Raw genomic sequence first — 19,994 nt, 5'->3', positions numbered from 1 at the left:
TCTAGGTTAACATTGTTAAGTTCTAGAACCCATCGAAAGCAAAGATGTATCCAAAGCACAGGCCTGAATCCGCCGGCGTTACACCATCTCCGTTCTTCCCAGACGTAGAGAAAGAGGTGCTGGCTCACTGGGCTGAAGATGGCACTTTCCAAGAGTCCATCGATCAGCGCGCCAAGGCCGATGCTGATGAGTTCGTTTTCTACGATGGACCACCTTTTGCAAATGGTTTGCCGCACTACGGCCACCTTCTAACCGGTTATACAAAGGACTTGATTCCGCGCTACCAAACCATGCGTGGCAAGCGCGTGGAGCGCCGCTTTGGTTGGGACACCCACGGCCTTCCGGCTGAGGTGGAGGCCGAGCGCCTGCTTGGTATTTCTGGTCGTCCGGAAATCGAAAAGTTCGGCGTCGCAAAGTTCAACGAGTTCTGCAAAACCAGTGTCCTCAAGTACACCCAGGACTGGCGTAGCTATGTGACTCGTCAAGCTCGCTGGGTTGATTTTGACAATGACTACAAAACTCTCGATTTGAACTACACCGAGAGCGTGCTGTGGGCGTTCAAGGAGTTGCACAAGAAGGGCCTGATCTACGAGGGCTTCAAGGTTTTGGCCTACTGCTGGCGCTGTGAGACACCGCTTTCAAACCACGAGCTTCGAATGGATGACGAGGTTTATCGTTCTCGTCAAGATCAGTCCGTGACGGTGAGCTTCCCAATCACCGCACCAAACCACGAGCTTGATGGCGTCAAGATGCTGGCCTGGACCACCACGCCATGGACGCTTCCCACTAACTTTGCCCTGGCGGTTGGGCCAGAGATTGAGTACTCGGTGGTGTTGACCGGCACCGGTAAGTATCTACTAGCCAGTTCCTTGGCTGCTGGTTACGCGAAGGACCTTGGTTTTGAGGATGCCTCCGCCCTGCAAGACGCCGTCGTTGCTAGGTACCTGGGTAAAGATCTTGCAGGTCTTCGCTACGAGCGACTTTTCGACTTCTACGCAGATTCGGAAAAGTATCAGGTTGAAAATGCCTGGCAGGTGTTGGTCGGTGACTATGTTGCCGACAACGAGGGAACCGGAATCGTCCACCAGGCACCGGCCTATGGTGAGGATGACCAAAACCTCTGCAACGCCGCGGGTATCCCTACCTACGTCTCTATCAACGAGCGAGGTCAGTACCTCTCGAACATCCCGCCCTACGAGGGGATGCACGTCTTTGATGCCAACAAGCCAATCACCGCAGATCTAAAGGCGATGGGTCGACTGCTGCGCCAGCAGTCCTATGAGCACTCCTATCCACATTGCTATCGCTGCAAGAACGCGCTGATCTACAAGGCGGTTAGCTCTTGGTTCGTCGAGACCACCAAGCTGCGCGATCGCATGCTTGAGCTCAACCAGCAGATCAACTGGGTTCCCGAGCACACCAAGAACGGAAGCTTCGGAAAGTGGTTGGAGAATGTCCGCGACTGGGCAATTTCACGCAATCGCTTTTGGGGGGCGCCGATCCCGGTTTGGAAGAGCGACGATCCGAACTACCCCAGAATCGATGTTTACGGCTCTCTGGATGAACTCGAGAAGGACTTTGGTGTTAGACCGAGCGACTTCCACCGCCCTGAGATTGATCAACTGACAAGACCTAACCCAGATGATCCAACCGGACAGTCGACCATGCGCCGCGTGCCGGAAGTGCTGGACTGCTGGTTTGAGTCTGGTTCTATGCCGTTTGCTCAGGTGCACTACCCATTTGAGAACCGCGACTGGTTTGATTCTCACTTCCCAGGCGACTTCATCGTCGAGTACGTGGGGCAGACCAGAGGTTGGTTCTATACCCTGCATGTGCTTTCTACCGCACTCTTTGACAGGCCAGCGTTCAAGAATGCGGTCAGCCACGGAATCGTATTGGGTAACGATGGTCAGAAGATGTCCAAGTCGCTTCGTAACTACCCAGATGTAAACGAGGTCTTCGATCGTGACGGCTCTGATGCAATGCGCTGGTTCCTGCTTTCGAGCACGATCCTGCGCGGTGGCAATCTATCTGTCACCGAGCAGGGGATTCGAGAAGGTGTTCGCCAGGCGTTATTGCCCCTTTGGAACAGCTACTACTTCTTCTCGCTTTATGCCAACGCGGCAAATTACGTAGCCAGCCCATCACATTCTTCCCAGCAGTTGCTGGATAGGTACATCCTTTCCAAGACTTCGGATTTGATTCGTGATCTAGAAATCGACCTGGATCAGTTCGACAGCTACAGTGCATCGGCAAAAGTCCGAGACTTCGCTGAGATTCTGACAAATTGGTACATCCGACGCTCACGCGACCGATTCTGGGAGGGTGACAAAGATGCATTCGACACCCTTTACACCGTGTTGGAGGCAGTGCTTCGTGCAGTTGCACCCTTGTTGCCGCTGACATCAGAAGAAATGTGGCGTGGATTGACCGGTGGCAGAAGTGTCCACCTCGAGAGCTGGCCAGATGCCGCCGAGTTCCCATCAGATCCGGAGTTGGTGGTCGACATGGACACCATTAGAGAGGCTGCATCGGTTGGACAGGCGCTAAGAAAGAGTGCCGGCCTGCGAGTGAGGCTGCCACTGAGCTCTCTAACCATCGCTTCAAACTCACAGGGCCTTGCTAACTACGCTGACCTGATTGCCGATGAACTGAATGTGAAAAGCGTTGAGGTGGTTCCCGCTAGCGAAGAGATCGCAAGGCGGTTTGGCATCAGTAAGTCATTGACGATCAACGCCCGTGCCCTGGGCCCAAGAGTTGGTGGCGATGTGCAGCGAATTATTCGCGAGGCCAAGGCTTCAAACTGGGTTCTGCAAGGCGAGTCAGTTGTAGTTGATGGCACAGCACTGCTGGAGGGTGAGTATGAGCTGACCATGTCGGCGGCGTCTGACAATCCAGATGCCAAGGTGGGCATCACCTCTTTTGGTTTCGTTCTTCTTGACACCAAGGTGACCGAGGAACTGGAGCGCGAGGGCATTGCCAGGGATGCGATTCGACACATCCAGCAGGCGCGCAAGGATGCCGGACTAGATGTCTCGGACAGAATTTCGCTGCAACTCAGAGCCGATGAGCAAAGTGTCGCGGCATTGAGTGAACACAGTGAGTTCATTGGCAGCGAAGTTCTCGCTCTTGAGCTGAGCATCTCGGTTGGAGTGGGTGAGCTCTCGGTCGGCGAGGCAGGCTCATTGGGAATCGAGCTTCACAAAATTGGCTAGCAAGCAAAGCGAAAGCATGGAGCAGGTGCTCGCTGAGCTATACGCGAGACAACCAGAGAATCAAGTCAGGCCGCGGCTTGAACCAACTCAACGTGCGGTTCAGATTCTCGGAGACCCGCAAACCAACTACCGAATCATCCACCTCACTGGCACCAACGGTAAAACCTCGACAGCGCGAATCATCGAACGCATCCTTCGAGAGCACGGTCTAAGGACCGGACGTCTGACATCACCTCATCTGATTCATTTCAATGAGCGGATTGCCCTCGACGGCGAAATGGTTGCCGACGAGGTATTCGTGGAAGCGTATCTCGAGGCTAAACCGCTACTGGAAATCGTTGATGCCCAACTTGTGGCAGAGGGTGAAGCTCGCCTGACCTTTTTTGAGGCGATGACGGCAGTTGCCTTTCAGATCTTCTCTGATGCGCCGATTGATGTTCTGGTCCTTGAGGTCGGCATGGGTGGTGAATGGGATTCGACCAATGTCGCGGATGCCGATGTTGCTGTCTTTACACCGATCGACCTTGACCACCAAAAGTCTTTGGGGAATACCATCGCCGAGATTGCTGCCACCAAGGCAGGCATCATCAAATCGGACTCCCTCATCGTCAGCTCACCGCAGCATCCCGATGCCGAAGAGGTGCTCCGAGAGCGTGGACAGGTGCTGTTTTCGGGACAAGACTTTGGTGTTACTGACATCAGCCCAGATGGATTTGGGGTTCGGTTCTCTGTCCAGGGTATTGCGGGGGAGTATCCGCATGTTTGGATGCCGATGCTGGGTGCTCACCAGGCTCAGAACGCCGCGACTGCAATTGCGGCAGTCGAGTTATTTCTCGGTGGCGGACAGCGATCGATTGCGGATGAGGTGCTTCGTCAAGCGCTTGCTGACACGGTCTCTCCAGGAAGGCTGCACGTAATCGAAAAGGACCCTTTGGTCATTCTCGATGGTGCTCACAATCCACATGGCATTCGTTCACTTCGCGAGGCACTTCGATTCCACTTCCCGGGCCGCGAGCTTATTGGCGTCGTCGCGACCTTGGCCGATAAGGACTGGGCGGAGAGCGCAAGAGAATTCGCTCAAACCTTCAATCGCGTAATCATTACGCAGGCTCCTGGTCCAAGAGCGCTAGCCGCCGAGGAATTTGCGACCGCATTTGCGGAACTGGACATTGAAATTCTCGATGTGGTGCCATCAGCGATTGAGGCCGTTGACCTTTTGCGCGGTGCGCTTGGCGACACATCGGTGGGGGTTGTTACCGGTTCCCTTTACATGGTGGGCGAGGTGCTCGCGAGCGTGAGGGAGAATAGTGAAGATGAGTAAGCCGAAATCAACCCGCCGAGCACTGAGTGCGATCGTTCTGAGTTTCGAATCAATCGTGGTTTTCTTCGCAACCTTGACCGCATTTGGTTTGAGGGTTGGACCCGTTGAGTGGGTGTGGGGCATCGGCCTAACCGTTTCGATCTTGATGATTTTGACCCCTGCCATCTTGGGAAGACCAGGTGGTTATGCGCTGGGCTGGGTGCTGCAGGCTGCACTTCTAGTCAGTGGCTTCTGGCTCTGGGGCATGTTTGTGATCGGCAGCATCCTGGTTGGAATGTGGATTTGGGCCCAGATCGCCGGGGGAACCGTCGATCGCGCCCGTGAGAACTATTTGAAGTTGAAGGAGAGTAATGACTGAGTCAACCCTGGTTTTGATCAAGCCTGATGGCGTCAAGCGCAACCTAATTGGCGAGGTTATCCGCCGCTGTGAGCAAAAGGGTTATTCGGTTACCCAGCTGCGCAAGCTAACTCCAACTCGCGAGCTCCTAGCACAGCACTACGCCGAGCACGAGGGTAAGCCTTTCTACGAGCCGCTTTTGGAATTCATGCTCTCGGGTGATGTTGTGGCCATCGAACTGACCGGCAACAGGGTTATCGAGGGGTTCCGCTCGCTGGCAGGCTCCACAGAGCCAACTGCAGCAGCACCAGGAACCATTCGCGGCGACCTCGGCCGCGACTGGGGTACCAAAGTTGTTCAGAATCTAGTTCACGGTTCAGACTCCAAGGAGTCGGCCGAGCGCGAGCTAAAACTCTGGTTCTAGAGAAGACTTGGCCAGTAGTCCCAGAACTGAATCAAGATAGGGATTATTAGGGCCAGGTAGGTCAGGATTGTGATGACCCAAGCCCATTCGTGAACCACGGTTCCCGGGGCTTCGAACCGCTCACCAAACGCCCCCTGTTTCGCTGCGTAGCTCGCGCTTGCCCAGAAAAGAGGGATGGTCGCACTCCAGGCAACCATGCAGTAGATGCAGAGTGCTCCAATTACGTAGACACTTTGGCTAAATAGCCAAAGCACAAATGCCATGGCAAAGACGTGTCCCAGAACAAAAAGCTGCCAGAACCAGGGCTTGAACTTGGCTCCTGCCAATATCGCGAAGCCAACCACAACTGGAGCAACGAACGCCGCCAGTCCAATTATCGGATTCGGGAATCCGAGCAGCGCTGCCTGCTCACTTAGCATTACCGACTTGCAACTGATGAAGGGGGAGATGTCGCAGGAGGTGGTGGCCTGTGGGTCGCCTGCGACCTTGATTCTTTCGAGGGTTAGTCCGAAGGATGCGATCCAACCGAGGATTCCAAGGCTGATTAGCGAAATAGGAAATATCACATTGCGATTATCGCATTTTGATAACAGCCGTGTCATACTTCTCCCTAGATGCGAACACACTTGCATCGAAGGTTTTGGAACCGCTGGTTCCACGCAAATAGAGAATTAGATTCAGGTTGCGGCTTGAATCACGAACCAAAGACACTGCGGGTGTGTACCAGTGCATTAGGTAAAAAGTGCCGAAGAAAAAAGAAGAACCGGCCAAGCCGGCAGCAATCCAACTAATTTTCCAAGCTCCTGACCTGCCAACTCCGAAGGTAAATCCGAGATCGGGCAAGCTGGCTGTAGAGGAAGAGGCTCCTGTCGTAAAGAAGGAGCGTCCAGTCAGGGAGAAGCCTGTCAAGGAAAAGCCTCAGCGCGAGAAGCCAGAGCCTGAAGAAAAAGAGTCTGGTTCTACTCGAGTTGACGCCAAGCGCAATCGCCGCCGTGACACCAGAGACAACTCGCGCAGACGTTCTTCTGTTACCGAGAGTGAATTCCTGGCCAGGCGTGAATCTGTTGATCGCACCATGGTGGTGCGCGACAAAGATGGTCGCATCCAGATCGGTGTTCTAGAGGATGGTCTGCTGGTTGAGCACTATGTGGCTCAGTCTCAGGGCGGGTCACTAATTGGAAATGTCTACCTTGGCAAAGTCCAGAATGTGTTGCCTTCGATGGAGGCCGCATTCGTCGACATCGGCAAGGGTAGAAACGCAGTTCTTTACTCAGGTGAAGTCGACTGGGAGGCTGCCGAAACTGGTAATCAGCCGCGTCGCATAGAACTTGCTTTGAAAAGCGGCGACCAGGTTTTGGTACAGGTCACTAAGGACCCAGTTGGCCAAAAGGGTGCCCGCCTGACCTCTCAGGTTTCTTTGCCGGGACGTTTCTTGGTTTATGTGCCAGGCGGCAACATGTCCGGCATCTCAAGAAAGCTTCCGGAGTCGGAGCGTCAGCGTCTCAAGCAGATTCTGAAGACCGCACTGCCAGAAGATGCGGGCGTGATTGTAAGAACTGCTGCAGAGGGTGCTTCTGAGGAGCAGCTAATCCACGATGTTGAGCGCCTCAAGGCGCAGTGGGAGCAAATCACCGAGAAGGCAAAGGGCAAGGCACCTCAGCTATTGCACTCTGAGCCAGATCTTTTAGTGAAGATCATTCGCGACGTTTTCAATGAGGATTTCCAATCCTTGATTGTCTCCGGCGAGTCTGCAATGGCGACCATCAAGGAGTACCTGGAGACAGTGGCACCCGACCTAGTCGAGCGACTATCTCAGTACACGCTCAGCGATGACATCTTCGACCACTACCGTCTCGGAGATCAGATCGCCAAGGCTCTAGAGCGCAAGGTTTACCTGCCATCTGGTGGTTCGCTGGTGATTGATCGCACCGAGGCGATGACCGTTGTCGACGTGAACACTGGCAAGTTCATCGGTTCGGGCGGAAACCTTGAGGAGACCGTTACCAAGAACAACCTTGAAGCTGCGGAGGAGTTAGTTCGCCAGCTCAGACTGCGCGATATCGGCGGCATCATCGTGGTTGACTTCATTGACATGATTCAAGAGTCCAACCAGGAGATGGTTCGCCGCCGCTTGCTCGAGTGCCTCTCTCGCGATCGAACTAAGAATCAGGTCAGCGAGATCACCTCTTTGGGTCTAGTTCAAATGACTCGAAAGAAGATCGGTGTTGGTCTTTTGGAGACTTTCGGAGAGACCTGTGAATGCTGTGGTGGTCGAGGTTTGGTGGTTCACGAAGAGCCAAGATTCCGCATGCCTGAGGAGAGTAAGTCTCAGAAGCAGGCCAAGAAGAAGAAGGACAAGCCTGAAGTGGTAAAGAAGGTTGTTACCCCAGAGCAGGCTGATGTTCTAAAAAACGTCGTCAACAAGATTGCGCACGCTCCGCTGGCCGAAGAGGAAGCAAAGCCCTCTGAGCCAGAGGGGAAGACTGAGCTTTTGAACCTTGTGCTCGAATCGCTTCCAGAACCTGAGGCGCGTGCGAAGCCAAGAAGACGTCGTGTAAGTGCCAAGGCAACTAACTCACAGGGCGACTCGGCAGAATAATCTGCAGGGTGGTTGACCTGGTACCTGGTTTTTACTAAACTAGGGCGCTGTTGCCCGAGGGTTTCTTCCGTAGGGCTCAATCCAAAGAAAAGATAGGTTTTCACGTGGTTTACGCAATTGTTCGCGCTGGTGGTCGCCAGGAGAAGGTTTCTGTTGGAACCATCGTGACCATGAACCGTATCGCAGCTACCTCCGGCACCATTGAGTTGCCAGCACTGCTGCTAGTAGACGGCGACAAGGTCACCACCGATTCCAAGGCTCTAGCCAAGGTCAAGGTTGTTGCAGAGGTTCTAGACCAGACCCGTGGTCCAAAGATCATCATCCAGAAGTACAAGAACAAGACCGGTTACAAGAAGCGTCAGGGCCACCGCCAGGACCTAACCCGCGTCCAGGTCACCGAGATCAAGTAGGCAGGTAGAAATGGCATCCAAAAAGGGAGTTAGCTCCACTCGCAACGGTCGCGACTCAAACGCGCAGCGTCTAGGTGTAAAGCGCCACGACGGTCAGCTAGTCAACGCAGGCGAGATCCTGGTTCGTCAGCGCGGTACTCACTTCCACCCAGGTGTGAACGTAGGCCGTGGCAAGGACGACACTTTGTTCGCTCTAGCAGCAGGCTCTGTTGAGTTTGGTGCCAAGGCCGGTCGCAAGGTCGTAAACGTAGTTACTCAGTAACTAGAGATTTTGATGGAGGCGGGCCTTTGGTCCGCCTCTTTCTGTTTAGGAGATAGTTGTGGTTACATTCGTCGATCAGGTGACACTTCACCTGAAGGCCGGTAACGGTGGCGATGGCTGCACCTCAATCCGTCGTGAAAAGTACAAACCGCTGGCAGGTCCTGATGGTGCTGACGGTGGCGATGGTGGCTCGATCTATCTGGTCACAGATCCAAACGTCACCACTCTGCTGGATTATCACCACCGTCCCCACCGTGCTGCCGAATCTGGCGGAAGCGGAGCTGGTGACTACCGAAATGGTGCCCGCGGTGAGGATCTGTACCTGCCGGTTCCCATCGGCACTGTTGTCAAAGATCACCGCGGCAATGTGCTGGCTGACCTTGCCGAGCCAGGTATGGAGCTTTTGGTCGCCGAGGGTGGCTCAGGTGGCCTAGGTAACGCAGCTTTAGCCTCCAGAAAGAGAATTGCGCCCGCGTTTCACCTTTTAGGTGTGCCGGGTTGGTCTGGGGATGTGACCCTAGAGCTCAAGACCGTTGCTGATGTGGCGTTAGTTGGATTTCCATCTGCCGGTAAGTCTTCATTGATTGCGGCGATGAGCGCTGCCAGACCCAAGATTGCGGACTACCCATTCACGACCCTGCATCCAAACTTGGGTGTGGTTCAGGCTGGTCAAATGCGCTACACCATTGCGGACGTCCCGGGTCTGATTGAGGGTGCCAGCCAGGGTAAGGGGCTTGGCCTCGAGTTTCTTCGTCACGTGGAGCGCTGCAGTGCACTCCTTCACGTCATTGACTGTGCAACCCTGGAGCCAGGTCGTGACCCGTTGTCTGATCTGAAGGTGATTCTTGGTGAGCTTGAGGCCTATGAGGTGCCAGCGGGTCAGACTCCACTGCACGAGCGCCCACAGCTGATTGCCTTGAACAAGGTTGATGTGCCCGATGCTAAAGAGCTAGCCGAGTTTGTGAAGGCAGACTTTGAGGCGCTCGGTTATCCGGTGTTTCTCGTTAGCTCAGCAACCACCGAGGGACTAAGAGAGCTCAACTTCGCCCTAGCGAAGCTGGTTACCGAGGAGCGCAAGACCCAGATTCCTGCCGGTCAAAAGCGCTTCTCACTGCTACCGCAGAAGCAGAAAGATTCCGGCTTTGTTATCAGGCCAGAGGAGATTGGTGGCGAGCCCGTATTCCGTATCATCGGAGCAAAGCCAGAGCGATGGGTTGCTCAAACCATGTTTGGTAACGCGGATGCTGTCAGCTACCTATCAGAGCGTTTGCAGAAGCTCGGTGTTGAGGATGCACTCTACAAGTCAGGTGCCCGCAGGGGTTCGACCGTGATTATCGGTGAGGGTGATGGTGTCGTATTCGACTGGGATCCGCTTGTGTCATCGGTTGCCGAATTGGCTGATGGTGTTGATCCACTGGATGGCAATGCCCGAAGAACTAACCAGCAGCGTCGTCAGGAGTACTACGACATGATGGATGCCAGAGCTCGCGGCCGTGCCGAGCGCGAGGCGGTGCGAGAGTCGAGCGTGTTCGTGGAGGATGAAATTGAATAACGTCTCCAGAATCTCTAGCGCGAAGCGTGTCGTCATCAAGGTTGGGTCCTCTTCGATCACCGGTGAAAATGAGAAGCAGCTCGATTTGATTGTTGACCTTGCAGTGAGATTGATGCAGGACAAGGAAGTCATTCTCGTAAGTTCTGGAGCAATCGCGACGGCATCACCAATCATTGGCCTCAGTGCAAAGCCAGAGGATCTCGCAACATCACAGGCGCTGGCAAGTATTGGTCAAGCCAGACTGATGTCTCGTTATGAGGCATCGCTTGCACGCTATGGCAAGCTCCCTGGTCAGGTTCTTCTGACAGTGGATAACCTCAGCGACGCAACCTCTGCGGCAAATGCCCTGGGTGCCCTCGAACGCTTGATCGAGCTTGACGTGTTACCGATTATCAACGAGAACGACTCGGTGGCCACCCAGGAAATTCGCTTCGGAGACAACGACCAGCTCGCTGCACAGGTTGCAGCGCTAGTCCAGGCAGATCTTCTAATTTTGTTCAGCGACATCGAAGCGCTCTTCACCAAGCCACCCACTCAGCCGGGGGCGGAGCCAATCTCGGTGGTGCCTTTTGATGGCAGCCTGGATGGGGTTGAAATCGAAGGATCTTCTACTGGCTATGGAACTGGTGGTGCGCTCACCAAGGTTGCGGCAGCCAGGTTGGCAACTGCATCTGGCACCGGTGTCATTTTGACTGCGACAAAGAACGCTGTTGACCTGGATACCAAACCTCACACTCACACCTGGTTTGAACCAAAAGCCTAGGATTCTCTTATGTCAGCTTTAGAGCTAATTCAGTCAGCCAAGAATGCATCTGGACCGTTGAATCGGGCGAGTACTAGCCAGAAGAATGCTGTGTTGCTGACTCTAGCTGAGCTACTGAAAGTCAACTCGAAAGAGATCATCGCCGCGAACAGCGTTGACCTCACGAACGGCATTGAAGGCGGCATGGCTCTGGGTTTGCAAGACCGACTCAGGCTCACCGATGCACGGATCGAAGCTCTGGCTAAAGCGGTCCTGGACATAGTCGCCCTGCCAGATCCGGTTGGGGGAGTAGTAAGCGGCAAGACCCTGGCTAACGGTCTCAAGATTTCTCAAGTGCGTGTTCCGTTTGGTGTCGTCGGCATGATTTATGAAGCCAGGCCAAATGTGACGATTGACATTGCAGCGCTTGCCATCAAATCCGGCAACGCACTGGTGCTTCGTGGCGGCAGCGCTGCGGAGAATACGAACAAGGTACTGATCGGACTTGTGAAATCAGCCCTCGAGCAGCATGGCTTCGCTTCGGCTGCGATTCAGACCGTTGATGCTTTCGGTCGCGATGGTGCTAAGGCCATCATGACTGCACGAGGCCTAGTCGACGTGCTGATTCCACGAGGCAGTGCGAACCTAATTCAGACAGTGGTTCAAGAATCCAAGGTCCCGGTTATCGAAACTGGTGATGGCGTAGTGCACATTTACGTTGATGAGTCCGCGGATCTTGATAAGGCCGTTCCAATCATCTTGAACTCGAAGATTCAGCGCCCCTCAGTTTGCAACTCACTCGAGACCCTTTTGGTAAACCAAAAGGTCGCCGGCGAATTACTGCCAAAGCTTGCGAACGGTCTTGCTAAGGGTGGAGTCAGGGTGCACGCCGACGCCGAGGCAAAAGGTCTGATTCCTGGTTCCGAGCTCGCAACCGAGGAAGACTGGAAGACCGAGTATCTTGCCCTTGAATTGGCAGTTCGGGTCGTAGCTGACTTGGATCAAGCACTTGATCACATCGCAAGGTATTCGACCAAGCACACTGAGTCGATCTTGACCGAAGACATTGGCTCAGCGGAACGCTTCTTGTCAGAAGTTGACGCGGCGGTTGTCATGGTGAATTCTTCGACGCGCTTCACCGACGGTGGAGAATTTGGATTTGGTGCGGAGGTCGGGATTTCAACCCAGAAGCTACATGCTCGTGGACCGATGGGGCTTGAGGTATTGACCAGTACAAAGTGGTTGGTTCGCGGCGATGGCCAGGTCCGTAGCTAGACTAATGAGAGATTACGAGGAGTTCTCATGTTTTCATTTCTAAGCTCTGGCGAGGCAATCATTCGCCACACTGAGATTCCGATGGAGCCAATCATGTATGGCGTCATCGCAATGGGCGCATTCCTAGTATTGGGTTTCATTACCTGGTCCTACCGCAACGTTGCCAACCGTCACTCCCACAAGGCAAGCAACTCCGCTCACCACTAAGTAGCCAATGACTATTCGTAGGCCAAGAATTGGCGTCATGGGTGGAACCTTTGACCCGATTCACAATGGCCACTTAGTAGCCGCAAGCGAGGTCGCTTCGGCATTCGACCTTGATGAGGTCATCTTCGTTCCCACCGGTCAGCCTTGGCACAAGAAGACCGTTACGGCTGCCGAGCATCGCTATCTAATGAGTGTCATTGCGACCGCGGCAAACCCCAGGTTCCGCGTTTCGCGAGTCGACATCGATCGTCCCGGTGTCACTTACACGGTTGATACCCTTACCGACCTAAAGACCGAGTATCCAGATGCGGAGCTGTTCTTCATCTCCGGAGCAGACGCGGTTCTGCAGATTTTGAACTGGAAAGAAATTGATCGAGTCTGGTCGCTGGCGCATTTTGTAGCAGTGACTCGCCCTGGACATCGTTTAGAGCTGCCACAGGCTCCAGCGGGTTCAATCTCGGTGTTGGAAATCCCGGCGCTAGCAATCTCTTCGAGTGACATTCGCGATAGAGTTCCGCAGACGAAGCCGATTTGGTACCTAGTTCCTGATGGCGTGGTTCAATACATCGGTAAACACGGGCTTTATAAGGAGGCGCAATGACTCAGTTCATGACGCGTCGTGAGCGCCGTGAAGCCGAGCGTGCAGGGCTAATTCCGACATCCAATCCTGTAGTTGAAACTGCAACGACCTCCGAGGTGGAGGTTGTTGAGGAAGTTGTGGTCGACGTCCCAGTCGAGCCAGAGGTTATCGAAGCTCCCGTTGTGATTCAGGCGTCAGAGCCGGAAGCTGATAGTTACCAGACCCAGCCAACTCCACAACCACTGCTTTCTCGACGTGAGCGAAGGTTGCTAGAAGAGCAGGGTCAAACCCCTACCTCCACCCCTGTAGTGCCAGCGACAACAAATCCGACGCCGACTGTGGTAATCCCAGATGTTGAAATGCCCGTCTTGGAGCCCGATCATTCGATCGAGGAGCCGGTTGCCGATTTCACTGGCTCAAATCTTTTGGCTGAACCAAGTACCCAATCGATCATTTTGGACATTGCTCCAGAGGCGATCGCGATTCCGCTGGAGACCGGTGAAATTTCTACTTCATCTTCCGGTTCGATTGAGATCATCGCCGAGCCCATCACTGGAGCCAACACTGCAGGACTTGATGGAATCGAGTTGGATCAAATTGACACCATGGATGCGGTCACCGGGGTTATTTCCATCGTTGAGCCAATTAGTGCGATCGAGGTAATCAACCAACGTGCATCACTTGGCGTTGTCCCAGAGGCAGTTTTGAAAAAGGGCTGGTGGCAACCATGGGCCCTTGCCGGGCTCGGAGGAGTCCTGGTAATCGTCACCATCTACGCCGCCATCACCATCATCTCTGCACTGGGGAACTAATTGACTGCTTCCAAATACTCCATCGAAATTACCCAGGCTGCAGCGGCCGCCGCTGAGGAAAAGTTGGCTGAAAATCCAGTTGCACTGGATGTCAGCGAACCCTTTGCACTCGCCGATGTCTTCCTAATCCTTTCTGCCAAAAACGAGCGCCAGGCAGCAGCGATCTCTGATGCAGTTGAGGAGAAGCTGCAGGAAATGGGCGTCAAGGCCAAGTATCGAGAGGGTTTAGCCGCCGCTCGTTGGATTCTTCTCGACTTTGGTGACCTGGTAGTTCATGTCATGAATGAGCAGGAACGCGAGTATTACTCCCTGGAGAGACTGTGGCGGGATTGCCCAGTTGTTCCGCTGAGCAATTAACTGTGTAAGATTGTCACGTCTTTGGGCCTGTGGCGCAGCTGGTAGCGCACCTGCATGGCATGCAGGGGGTCAGGGGTTCAAGTCCCCTCAGGTCCACCAATTTCGACGATTTTTATCCTCGATCCAAAGCCACTGATTATTCTTACGCCGTCGGGCGCAGTGCCGAAGTGTTCCCTGAGTAACCTAACCAAAGCCTCGTTCGCCTTGCCGTCGATCGGCTTTTCCTTGAGAAATACGTCAAGGTATGGATCGTTCGCTACGACCCGATCGCCAGACTTAGAGCCGGGCTTTACTCGAACCGAAATGCGCACACCCACACTCTAGGGAATAGAATTTTGTCTAGGGGTCTTTACTTAAGCGAAGGAGTACAAATGACCATAAATCCAGCCGGCATTCACCACGTGACTGCAATCGCATCTGACCCCCAGAAAAATGTCGATTTCTATACCAAGGTGCTGGGGTTGCGCCTTGTGAAGCAGACCGTCAACTTCGACGCTCCGAATGTCTGGCACCTTTACTACGGTGACGAGCAGGGTTCACCGACTTCGATTCTGACATTCTTCCCGTGGCCGGGAGTTGCCAAGGGAAAAAGCGGTGCTGGTCTCACAACCGCAACCTCATTCTCGGTCCCTCAGGAGTCGCTGGCATTTTGGTCGAAACATTTGCAATCCCTTCGTATCGACTGGTCTTGGTCAAAGGATTCATCCGGCAACGAGCTGATCGAACTTCGGGATTTCGATGGCATGCGATTGCAGCTTGTCGGAGTAAAGGACGACAAGCGCTCAGGTTGGGACGGGGTAGGTGCGATCCCGGCGGAATTTGCAGTGAGGGGACTTCACGCTGTGGAGCTGTCTCAGCGCCAGGTTGAGCCAACCGCCGGAATGCTTGAGAACCTACTGGGTATGTCTTTGGCTTCTGAGTCTTCGGACCGAGCAAACTTTGCAATGGGAGAGGGTTACTCTGGTGCGCGCGTTGAAGTTCTCGGTGGAGTCCAGGATCGAGGCCTCCAAGCTGGTGGCACCGTCCACCACGTTGCGTTTAGTGCTCCGGACCTTCCAACCATGGAGCTTTGGCAGCAGGAGCTTCTCAGTCGCGGTGTCCAGGTGACACAAATTTTGGATCGCCAGTATTTCAAGAGCATTTACTTCCGCGAGCCAGGTGGTGTTTTGTTCGAGATTGCTACCGATGACCCTGGTTTTGCTGTTGATGAGCCGCTTCTGGAGTTAGGACGTAAGTTGAAGTTGCCACCTTGGCTAGAGCCGAATCGTGAGCAGATCGAGGCCTCTCTACCCCCTATTAGGCTGGACTAGATGTCAAACCGCGATCTCTCTAGACCACACGTTTACCAACCTGGCTCTTCAAGCCGAGTCTTGCTGCTGTTGCACGGCACCGGGGGAGACGAGCATGACCTATTGCGTTTGGGTAAGGCGCTAGACCCAAATGCTCACCTGCTTTCCCCGAGGGGAATGTATTTAGAGGCCGGGATGAACCGCTTTTTTGAGCGCTATCAGGACGGCAGCTTTAACGAGGCATCTATCGACGAAGCGGTGTCGGAGCTGGCTGATTTCATCGCGGTGGCGATTGAGCATTATCACCTGTCCGGGCTCGAGATGGTTGCTGCGGGGTTCAGTAACGGTGCAAACACGGCCTCTGCTCTTTTGCTAAAGCATCCAGAGCTGCTCTCCGCAGCGGTGCTATTTGGGTCCACCAGGCCTTATCAAAATCCTCAACCGGTTGACTTGGTGGGGAAGCGAGTGTGGCTCGCCAACGGTGATCTCGATCCTTATGCTCCGGTGTCGGTGAGTGATGAATGGGTCACTTGGCTAGGTAGAAACGGTGCGAATGTGAGCTGGTTGCGCCATCCGGGCGGGCATCAGATATCCCCAGCACACTTGAAGGAAATTTCCAGCGAGCTGGTTTAGACTCGCCAAAAGTTCTAATCGAAAGGACGAAAGTGGCAATCTCCCACAACCCGGTTTTCAACCAATCTCTGCAGTCAGGTATTGACTCACTCAACCAGCAACAGGTCGACTCTGAGTTTCAGAACATCACCGCCGCTCCGATGACAATCGAGGGCACTGCTTCTAAGGTGCTGGGACTCTTCGCATTGGTAGTTCTCGGCGCGGGTGCTACCTGGTTCACTGGTGCTTTTGGTCTGATGTTCCCAGCAATGCTTGTAGGTCTTGGTCTTGGGCTTTGGGCAACTTTCTCTAAGAAGGTAATTCCTGGTCTGTACTATGCCTACGCACTAGTTCAGGGTGTCTTCGTCGGTGCTCTAAGCGGTGTCTTAGAGGGCATGTATCCAGGTATTGCTCAGACTGCAGTTGTTTCCACCCTTGCCACCGCAGGTGCAATGTTTGCTGCTTACCGCATGGGTTGGGTAAAGGTTGATGCTCGCTTCACCCGAATCATGATGTTTGCGCTGATTGGTTACTCGGTCTTCGCGCTGGTGAACTTGGGCTTTGCGGTTTTCGCAGGCATGAGTGCCTACTCTTCATCCTTCGGCTGGCTAATCGCTTTGGTTGGTGTTGGTTTAGCCGCATTTACCCTGAATCTCGATTTTGAGGCCATTCGTGAGGGTGCTGCAAACCGTTGGCCCAAGGAGATGGAGTGGCGAGCCGCTTTCGGCCTGACCGCTTCGCTGATCTGGCTCTACGTCGAGATCATTCGGTTGCTTGCGATCTTCAATTCTCAGGACTAGCTCGCCTTTGATGAATACTGCTGCCAAAGTTGCCTGAGATCCCAGGCATTTTCGGCCAGGATTGAGACCCCCCGCACCCCGGTGCGGCGGGTCTTTCCTGATATCAGGAGCAATCGATTTTGAAATAGCAGGCCAGCACAGCGTCGTTGCGCCTCATCGAAAAAGGTAGCGTCAGCGCACCCGGTGCCATCATCCAAACTGATAAATACCACTCGTTTGCCAGATCGCATTGGAGGGGTTTGGGTGGCCACTCTGACGCCGGCAACCAATACATCGGTATTTCCTCTTAGTCCGACTAGCTCTGCGGCCTTTACAACCCCCATTTGATCAAGCATCTCTTGGAACTGTTCAAGTTGATGCTGCGAAAGATCTAGCCCAGTTACTGCAAGCTCGTTGTTGATCTGCTGAGTTTTGGTGATTCCTTGGTTTCCAGTGGGGAGCACCTGAATGTTTTTGAAGTCAAAGCCCAGTTGATTTGGATCTTGTTTTGGAGCGGGCTTAGCACTTATCTGCCTAACCGCCATCAATAGGTCACCGCGACGATCTATTGATTGGGAGCTTTCGATTTTGGCAAGCGAGTCAAGTGCCCCAATTAGTGCCAATCTCTCAATGGTTCTCCTTGAAGGCCTTGCGCGGATATAGAAATCAGCTAGATCGGTAAATGGTTGTTCGGCAACCACTCGATCCTTCTCCGCCTCCGACATGCCAGCAATCTCGGTGATCGCCATTCGGACCGCCAGCCCATTTTTAGTCTGCTCAACTCGGTACTGCCTGGTAGAGACATTCACATCTATTGGCAAAAGTTCAACGCCTAGTCTTCTAGCCTCAGTGACTATCAAGCGCTTTGGGTACATACCTGGATCATGGGTTAGCAACCCAGCTATGAATTCGGTGGGGAAGTGGGTCTTGAGATAGGCGGACTGGTAGGTAGGGACTGCAAATGCAGCGCCGTGGGCTTTGCAAAAACCAAACGAACCAAAGCCTTCGATGATCGACCAAACCCGATCGATCACCTGATTGCTATAGCCCCGGGCTTTTGCCGAGGCTTTGAAAAACTCTTCGGCCCTCTTTTGTTTATCAGGCTTTGCCAATCCTCTTCGTAGCTCATCTGCACGCGCCAGGGTGCAGCCGGTCATGGTCTGCATGATTCGCATCAGCTGCTCGTGAAAAACCACCACTCCATAGCTCTCTTCGAGAATGGGCCTGAGATCCTTATGGATATAGTCCGGCTCAATAAAGCCATGTCTGCCATCAAGGTATGGGGAGATCATGTTCCCCTTCATCGGACCCGGTCTGAAAAGCGATATCTGCATTGTCAGATCATTGAACTTGGTGGGTTGGTGCTTGCCGGTCAACTCCCGTTGTCCAGGGCTCTCAATTTGGAAGATGCCCAAGGTGTTAGTAGTTCGAATCAACTTATAGACATCGGGGTCGTCTTTTGGAACCGCATCTAAATCAAACTCTTTGCCTCTGACTCTAGATATTTCAGAGACCGTGTAGGCCATAGAGCTTTGCATTCTGACCCCGAGTACATCGAGTTTTAGAAAGCCCATCGGATCCATGTCATCTTTATCAAACTGACTCATGGGTAAACCCAGGCCGCTTGGTTCGGTTGGAGTTAGGTCTAGAAGTTTCGAGTTTCCAAGAATCACCCCACACGGGTGCATCGATATGAATCTAGGTAGCCGATCAAGTCGCTGAGTTATATCAACCAAGAGGTTCAGTTTTCGATCGTGGCTGGCACGTTCGGAGAAATCACTCAACTCAGGTTTTTGACCCATTTCAGTTCTGAAGTTTCTAGCCGAAAAACGCCACATGCTTTTAGCAATCTGATCTATGTCCTCATCTGCAAGTCCTAGTGCCATTCCAGAATCTCTCAGTGCACCGCGACCGCGATAGCTTGATTGCATTGAGAGTAGGGTTACTCGATTGCCCCCGTAGCGCCTGAATATCGCACGGTAGATATCGTGCCTACGAGCGGACTCAACATCGATGTCGATATCGGGTAACGTGCTGCGTTCGGTCGATAAAAAGCGTTCGAACAATAGGCCTTCAGATATCGGATCAACCCCTGAGATGCCAAGCAGGTAGTTCACTAGCGAACCTGCACCGGAACCCCTGGCGGCAATTCGAATTCGCATATCTCGAATCATCTGTGCGACATCGGCAACGGTGAGAAAGTAGGTTGAGAAGCCGAGCTGGTTGATAGCTATCAGTTCTTTTGAGAGCCGATGCTGAATGGTTGCCAACTCAGAAGCCTTGGCGTTTGGATAGCGCCAGGGGATGGCCGAGTGGCTCTTTTGCCAAAGTACCTCAAAGGGGTTTCCCGATATCCCCAACGCGCTTTGCTCAGGGGTTTTGGGTTCACCCCAACCGCAATCTTTTACCGGGTCTAAAAAGCAGTTTTCTGCCACCTCGCGAGTGTTAGCCAATAACCACTTTGCAAGATTTGGGTCCTCAGTGGTCTCTAGAGCTAGTGCAACCATTTGAGTTTGGGGCTTGAGCCAAGCCTGTGCATTGGGTTGCAGCGTGAAAATCCCTAGGGGCTCAAGTTCACGAGCAGAATCCAGTACATCCGCGGTCACGCAATCGTCTGGTTCCAGGTATCGAACCGCATTGGTTAGCGCCGCCCTGAGCTTGAAGCCAACTGCAATTTGCAACATTGCCCTAGCGTGCTCGGTCGAATACAGATCACCTGGTTCGGTGAGCTGATTCACCACCTCAATAACCAATCGCCTCGAATCTAGAGTGCTTAGCAACTTTTCAAGCAGCTGCATTGCTTGAGATTTATCGCTGAGTACCTTTTGAGCGAGGGTTGAATCGTGACCAACTAAAACGATGCAGTGTTTCGAAAGTTGAGCCAGCTGTTCAAGGCTCAGCGAGACGCCGGCACGCTTTGGTTTTTGATGGGCTGCAGACACCAGTCTGCAGAGCGCACTCCAGCCGGCACCTTGGTTATTGCCGGTTGCCAGGATTTTTACACGGCCCAGTTCGGCTACTTCTAGATTCACGCCAACAATCGGCGCCAAACCCTCTTTGATGCAGTTTCCGATGTGCTTTACGGCTCCATAGAGACCGTCTCTATCTGTCACCGCAAGCGCATCAAAGCCCAGGGCCTTGGCGGCCTTAGCTAATTGTGCTGGCTGAGTTACTCCGTAGTGTGCCGAGTATGCCGAGCTGACGTTTAGGTGCGTGAACAC

General features: G+C 53.6%; 20 protein-coding genes and 1 tRNA gene. 18 read left to right on the top strand and 3 right to left on the bottom strand.

The features are described from left to right. The first annotated feature begins 44 nt into the window (after window positions 1-44). The 4 genes from ileS to ndk are packed head-to-tail and all read left to right on the top strand — an operon-like array spanning window position 45 to window position 5,297. Window positions 45-3,215, top strand: a complete 3,171-nt coding sequence (gene ileS / locus OO713_RS03995) for an isoleucine--tRNA ligase (RefSeq protein ID WP_264784806.1) — start codon at window positions 45-47, stop codon at window positions 3,213-3,215. Next, window positions 3,208-4,536, top strand: coding sequence for a folylpolyglutamate synthase/dihydrofolate synthase family protein (locus tag OO713_RS03990; RefSeq protein WP_264784804.1), 1,329 nt, complete (start codon window positions 3,208-3,210; stop codon window positions 4,534-4,536). Before ileS ends, OO713_RS03990 begins: the two co-directional genes overlap by 8 nt. Then, complete coding sequence (locus tag OO713_RS03985; RefSeq protein ID WP_264784802.1) at window positions 4,529-4,894, top strand: DUF4233 domain-containing protein; 366 nt, start codon at window positions 4,529-4,531, stop codon at window positions 4,892-4,894. The genes OO713_RS03990 and OO713_RS03985 overlap by 8 nt, the downstream gene beginning before the upstream one ends. Continuing rightward, window positions 4,887-5,297: a nucleoside-diphosphate kinase gene (ndk, locus tag OO713_RS03980; RefSeq protein WP_264784800.1), complete on the top strand. Its 411-nt coding sequence runs from the start codon at window positions 4,887-4,889 to the stop codon at window positions 5,295-5,297. The genes OO713_RS03985 and ndk overlap by 8 nt, the downstream gene beginning before the upstream one ends. Here the strand turns inward: ndk and OO713_RS03975 are convergent. Then, complete coding sequence (locus OO713_RS03975; protein WP_264784799.1) at window positions 5,294-5,899, bottom strand: vitamin K epoxide reductase family protein; 606 nt, start codon at window positions 5,897-5,899, stop codon at window positions 5,294-5,296. The two genes, ndk and OO713_RS03975, sit on opposite strands and share 4 nt — an antisense overlap. A gap of 140 nt (window positions 5,900-6,039) precedes the next feature. On the opposite strand from OO713_RS03975, the gene OO713_RS03970 reads away from it, so the two are divergent. The 11 genes from OO713_RS03970 to OO713_RS03920 all read left to right on the top strand — a co-directional run bounded on the left by OO713_RS03970 (window position 6,040) and on the right by OO713_RS03920 (window position 14,192). Continuing rightward, on the top strand, window positions 6,040-7,896 hold the full coding sequence (locus tag OO713_RS03970; RefSeq protein WP_264784797.1) for an Rne/Rng family ribonuclease: 1,857 nt from the start codon (window positions 6,040-6,042) through the stop codon (window positions 7,894-7,896). A gap of 104 nt (window positions 7,897-8,000) precedes the next feature. Next, window positions 8,001-8,306 carry a 50S ribosomal protein L21 gene (rplU, locus tag OO713_RS03965; RefSeq protein ID WP_264784796.1) on the top strand — a complete coding sequence of 102 codons (306 nt, stop codon included), beginning with the start codon at window positions 8,001-8,003 and terminating at the stop codon, window positions 8,304-8,306. 10 nt (window positions 8,307-8,316) lie between these two features. Continuing rightward, window positions 8,317-8,568 (top strand): 50S ribosomal protein L27, encoded by a 252-nt coding sequence (gene rpmA / locus OO713_RS03960; protein ID WP_264784795.1) that lies wholly within the window; start codon window positions 8,317-8,319, stop codon window positions 8,566-8,568. Between the two features lie 58 nt (window positions 8,569-8,626). Then, window positions 8,627-10,120 (top strand): GTPase ObgE, encoded by a 1,494-nt coding sequence (gene obgE / locus OO713_RS03955; RefSeq protein ID WP_264784793.1) that lies wholly within the window; start codon window positions 8,627-8,629, stop codon window positions 10,118-10,120. After that, a complete protein-coding gene (gene proB / locus OO713_RS03950) occupies window positions 10,107-10,883 on the top strand; it encodes a glutamate 5-kinase (RefSeq protein ID WP_264784791.1) in 777 nt (258 codons plus the stop codon). Before obgE ends, proB begins: the two co-directional genes overlap by 14 nt. A gap of 9 nt (window positions 10,884-10,892) precedes the next feature. Next, window positions 10,893-12,137: a glutamate-5-semialdehyde dehydrogenase gene (locus tag OO713_RS03945; RefSeq protein ID WP_264784790.1), complete on the top strand. Its 1,245-nt coding sequence runs from the start codon at window positions 10,893-10,895 to the stop codon at window positions 12,135-12,137. 27 nt (window positions 12,138-12,164) lie between these two features. Next, window positions 12,165-12,344: a hypothetical protein gene (locus OO713_RS03940; RefSeq protein WP_264784788.1), complete on the top strand. Its 180-nt coding sequence runs from the start codon at window positions 12,165-12,167 to the stop codon at window positions 12,342-12,344. 7 nt (window positions 12,345-12,351) lie between these two features. Further along, window positions 12,352-12,945 carry a nicotinate-nucleotide adenylyltransferase gene (gene nadD, locus OO713_RS03935; protein ID WP_264784786.1) on the top strand — a complete coding sequence of 198 codons (594 nt, stop codon included), beginning with the start codon at window positions 12,352-12,354 and terminating at the stop codon, window positions 12,943-12,945. Further along, on the top strand, window positions 12,942-13,736 hold the full coding sequence (locus OO713_RS03930) for a hypothetical protein (protein WP_264784785.1): 795 nt from the start codon (window positions 12,942-12,944) through the stop codon (window positions 13,734-13,736). Before nadD ends, OO713_RS03930 begins: the two co-directional genes overlap by 4 nt. Then, window positions 13,737-14,093 carry a ribosome silencing factor gene (rsfS, locus tag OO713_RS03925; protein ID WP_264784783.1) on the top strand — a complete coding sequence of 119 codons (357 nt, stop codon included), beginning with the start codon at window positions 13,737-13,739 and terminating at the stop codon, window positions 14,091-14,093. Window positions 14,094-14,116: 23 nt separating this feature from the next. Then, window positions 14,117-14,192: transfer RNA gene (locus OO713_RS03920), tRNA-Ala, on the top strand. Here OO713_RS03920 and OO713_RS03915 read toward each other — a convergent pair. Continuing rightward, window positions 14,171-14,404 (bottom strand): DUF167 domain-containing protein, encoded by a 234-nt coding sequence (locus tag OO713_RS03915; RefSeq protein WP_264784781.1) that lies wholly within the window; start codon window positions 14,402-14,404, stop codon window positions 14,171-14,173. The genes OO713_RS03920 and OO713_RS03915 overlap by 22 nt on opposite strands. Before the next feature lie 60 nt (window positions 14,405-14,464). On the opposite strand from OO713_RS03915, the gene OO713_RS03910 reads away from it, so the two are divergent. The 3 genes from OO713_RS03910 to OO713_RS03900 are packed head-to-tail and all read left to right on the top strand — an operon-like array spanning window position 14,465 to window position 16,794. Continuing rightward, entirely contained in the window at window positions 14,465-15,403 is a 939-nt protein-coding gene (locus OO713_RS03910) for a ring-cleaving dioxygenase (protein ID WP_264784779.1), read from the top strand. Next, window positions 15,404-16,015, top strand: coding sequence for an alpha/beta hydrolase (locus OO713_RS03905; protein WP_264784777.1), 612 nt, complete (start codon window positions 15,404-15,406; stop codon window positions 16,013-16,015). A gap of 32 nt (window positions 16,016-16,047) precedes the next feature. Further along, complete coding sequence (locus tag OO713_RS03900) at window positions 16,048-16,794, top strand: Bax inhibitor-1/YccA family protein (protein WP_264784776.1); 747 nt, start codon at window positions 16,048-16,050, stop codon at window positions 16,792-16,794. On the opposite strand, the gene dnaE is transcribed toward OO713_RS03900, so the two are convergent. Next, window positions 16,791-19,994 (bottom strand): DNA polymerase III subunit alpha, encoded by a 3,204-nt coding sequence (gene dnaE / locus OO713_RS03895; RefSeq protein ID WP_264784775.1) that lies wholly within the window; start codon window positions 19,992-19,994, stop codon window positions 16,791-16,793. The genes OO713_RS03900 and dnaE overlap by 4 nt on opposite strands.

The organism is Aquiluna sp. KACHI24 (genome assembly GCF_025997915.1).
Lineage (GTDB): Bacteria > Actinomycetota > Actinomycetes > Actinomycetales > Microbacteriaceae > Aquiluna.
The sequence above is the reverse complement of the archived record's forward strand: the minus strand, read 5'-3'. Positions and strand labels throughout refer to the sequence as shown.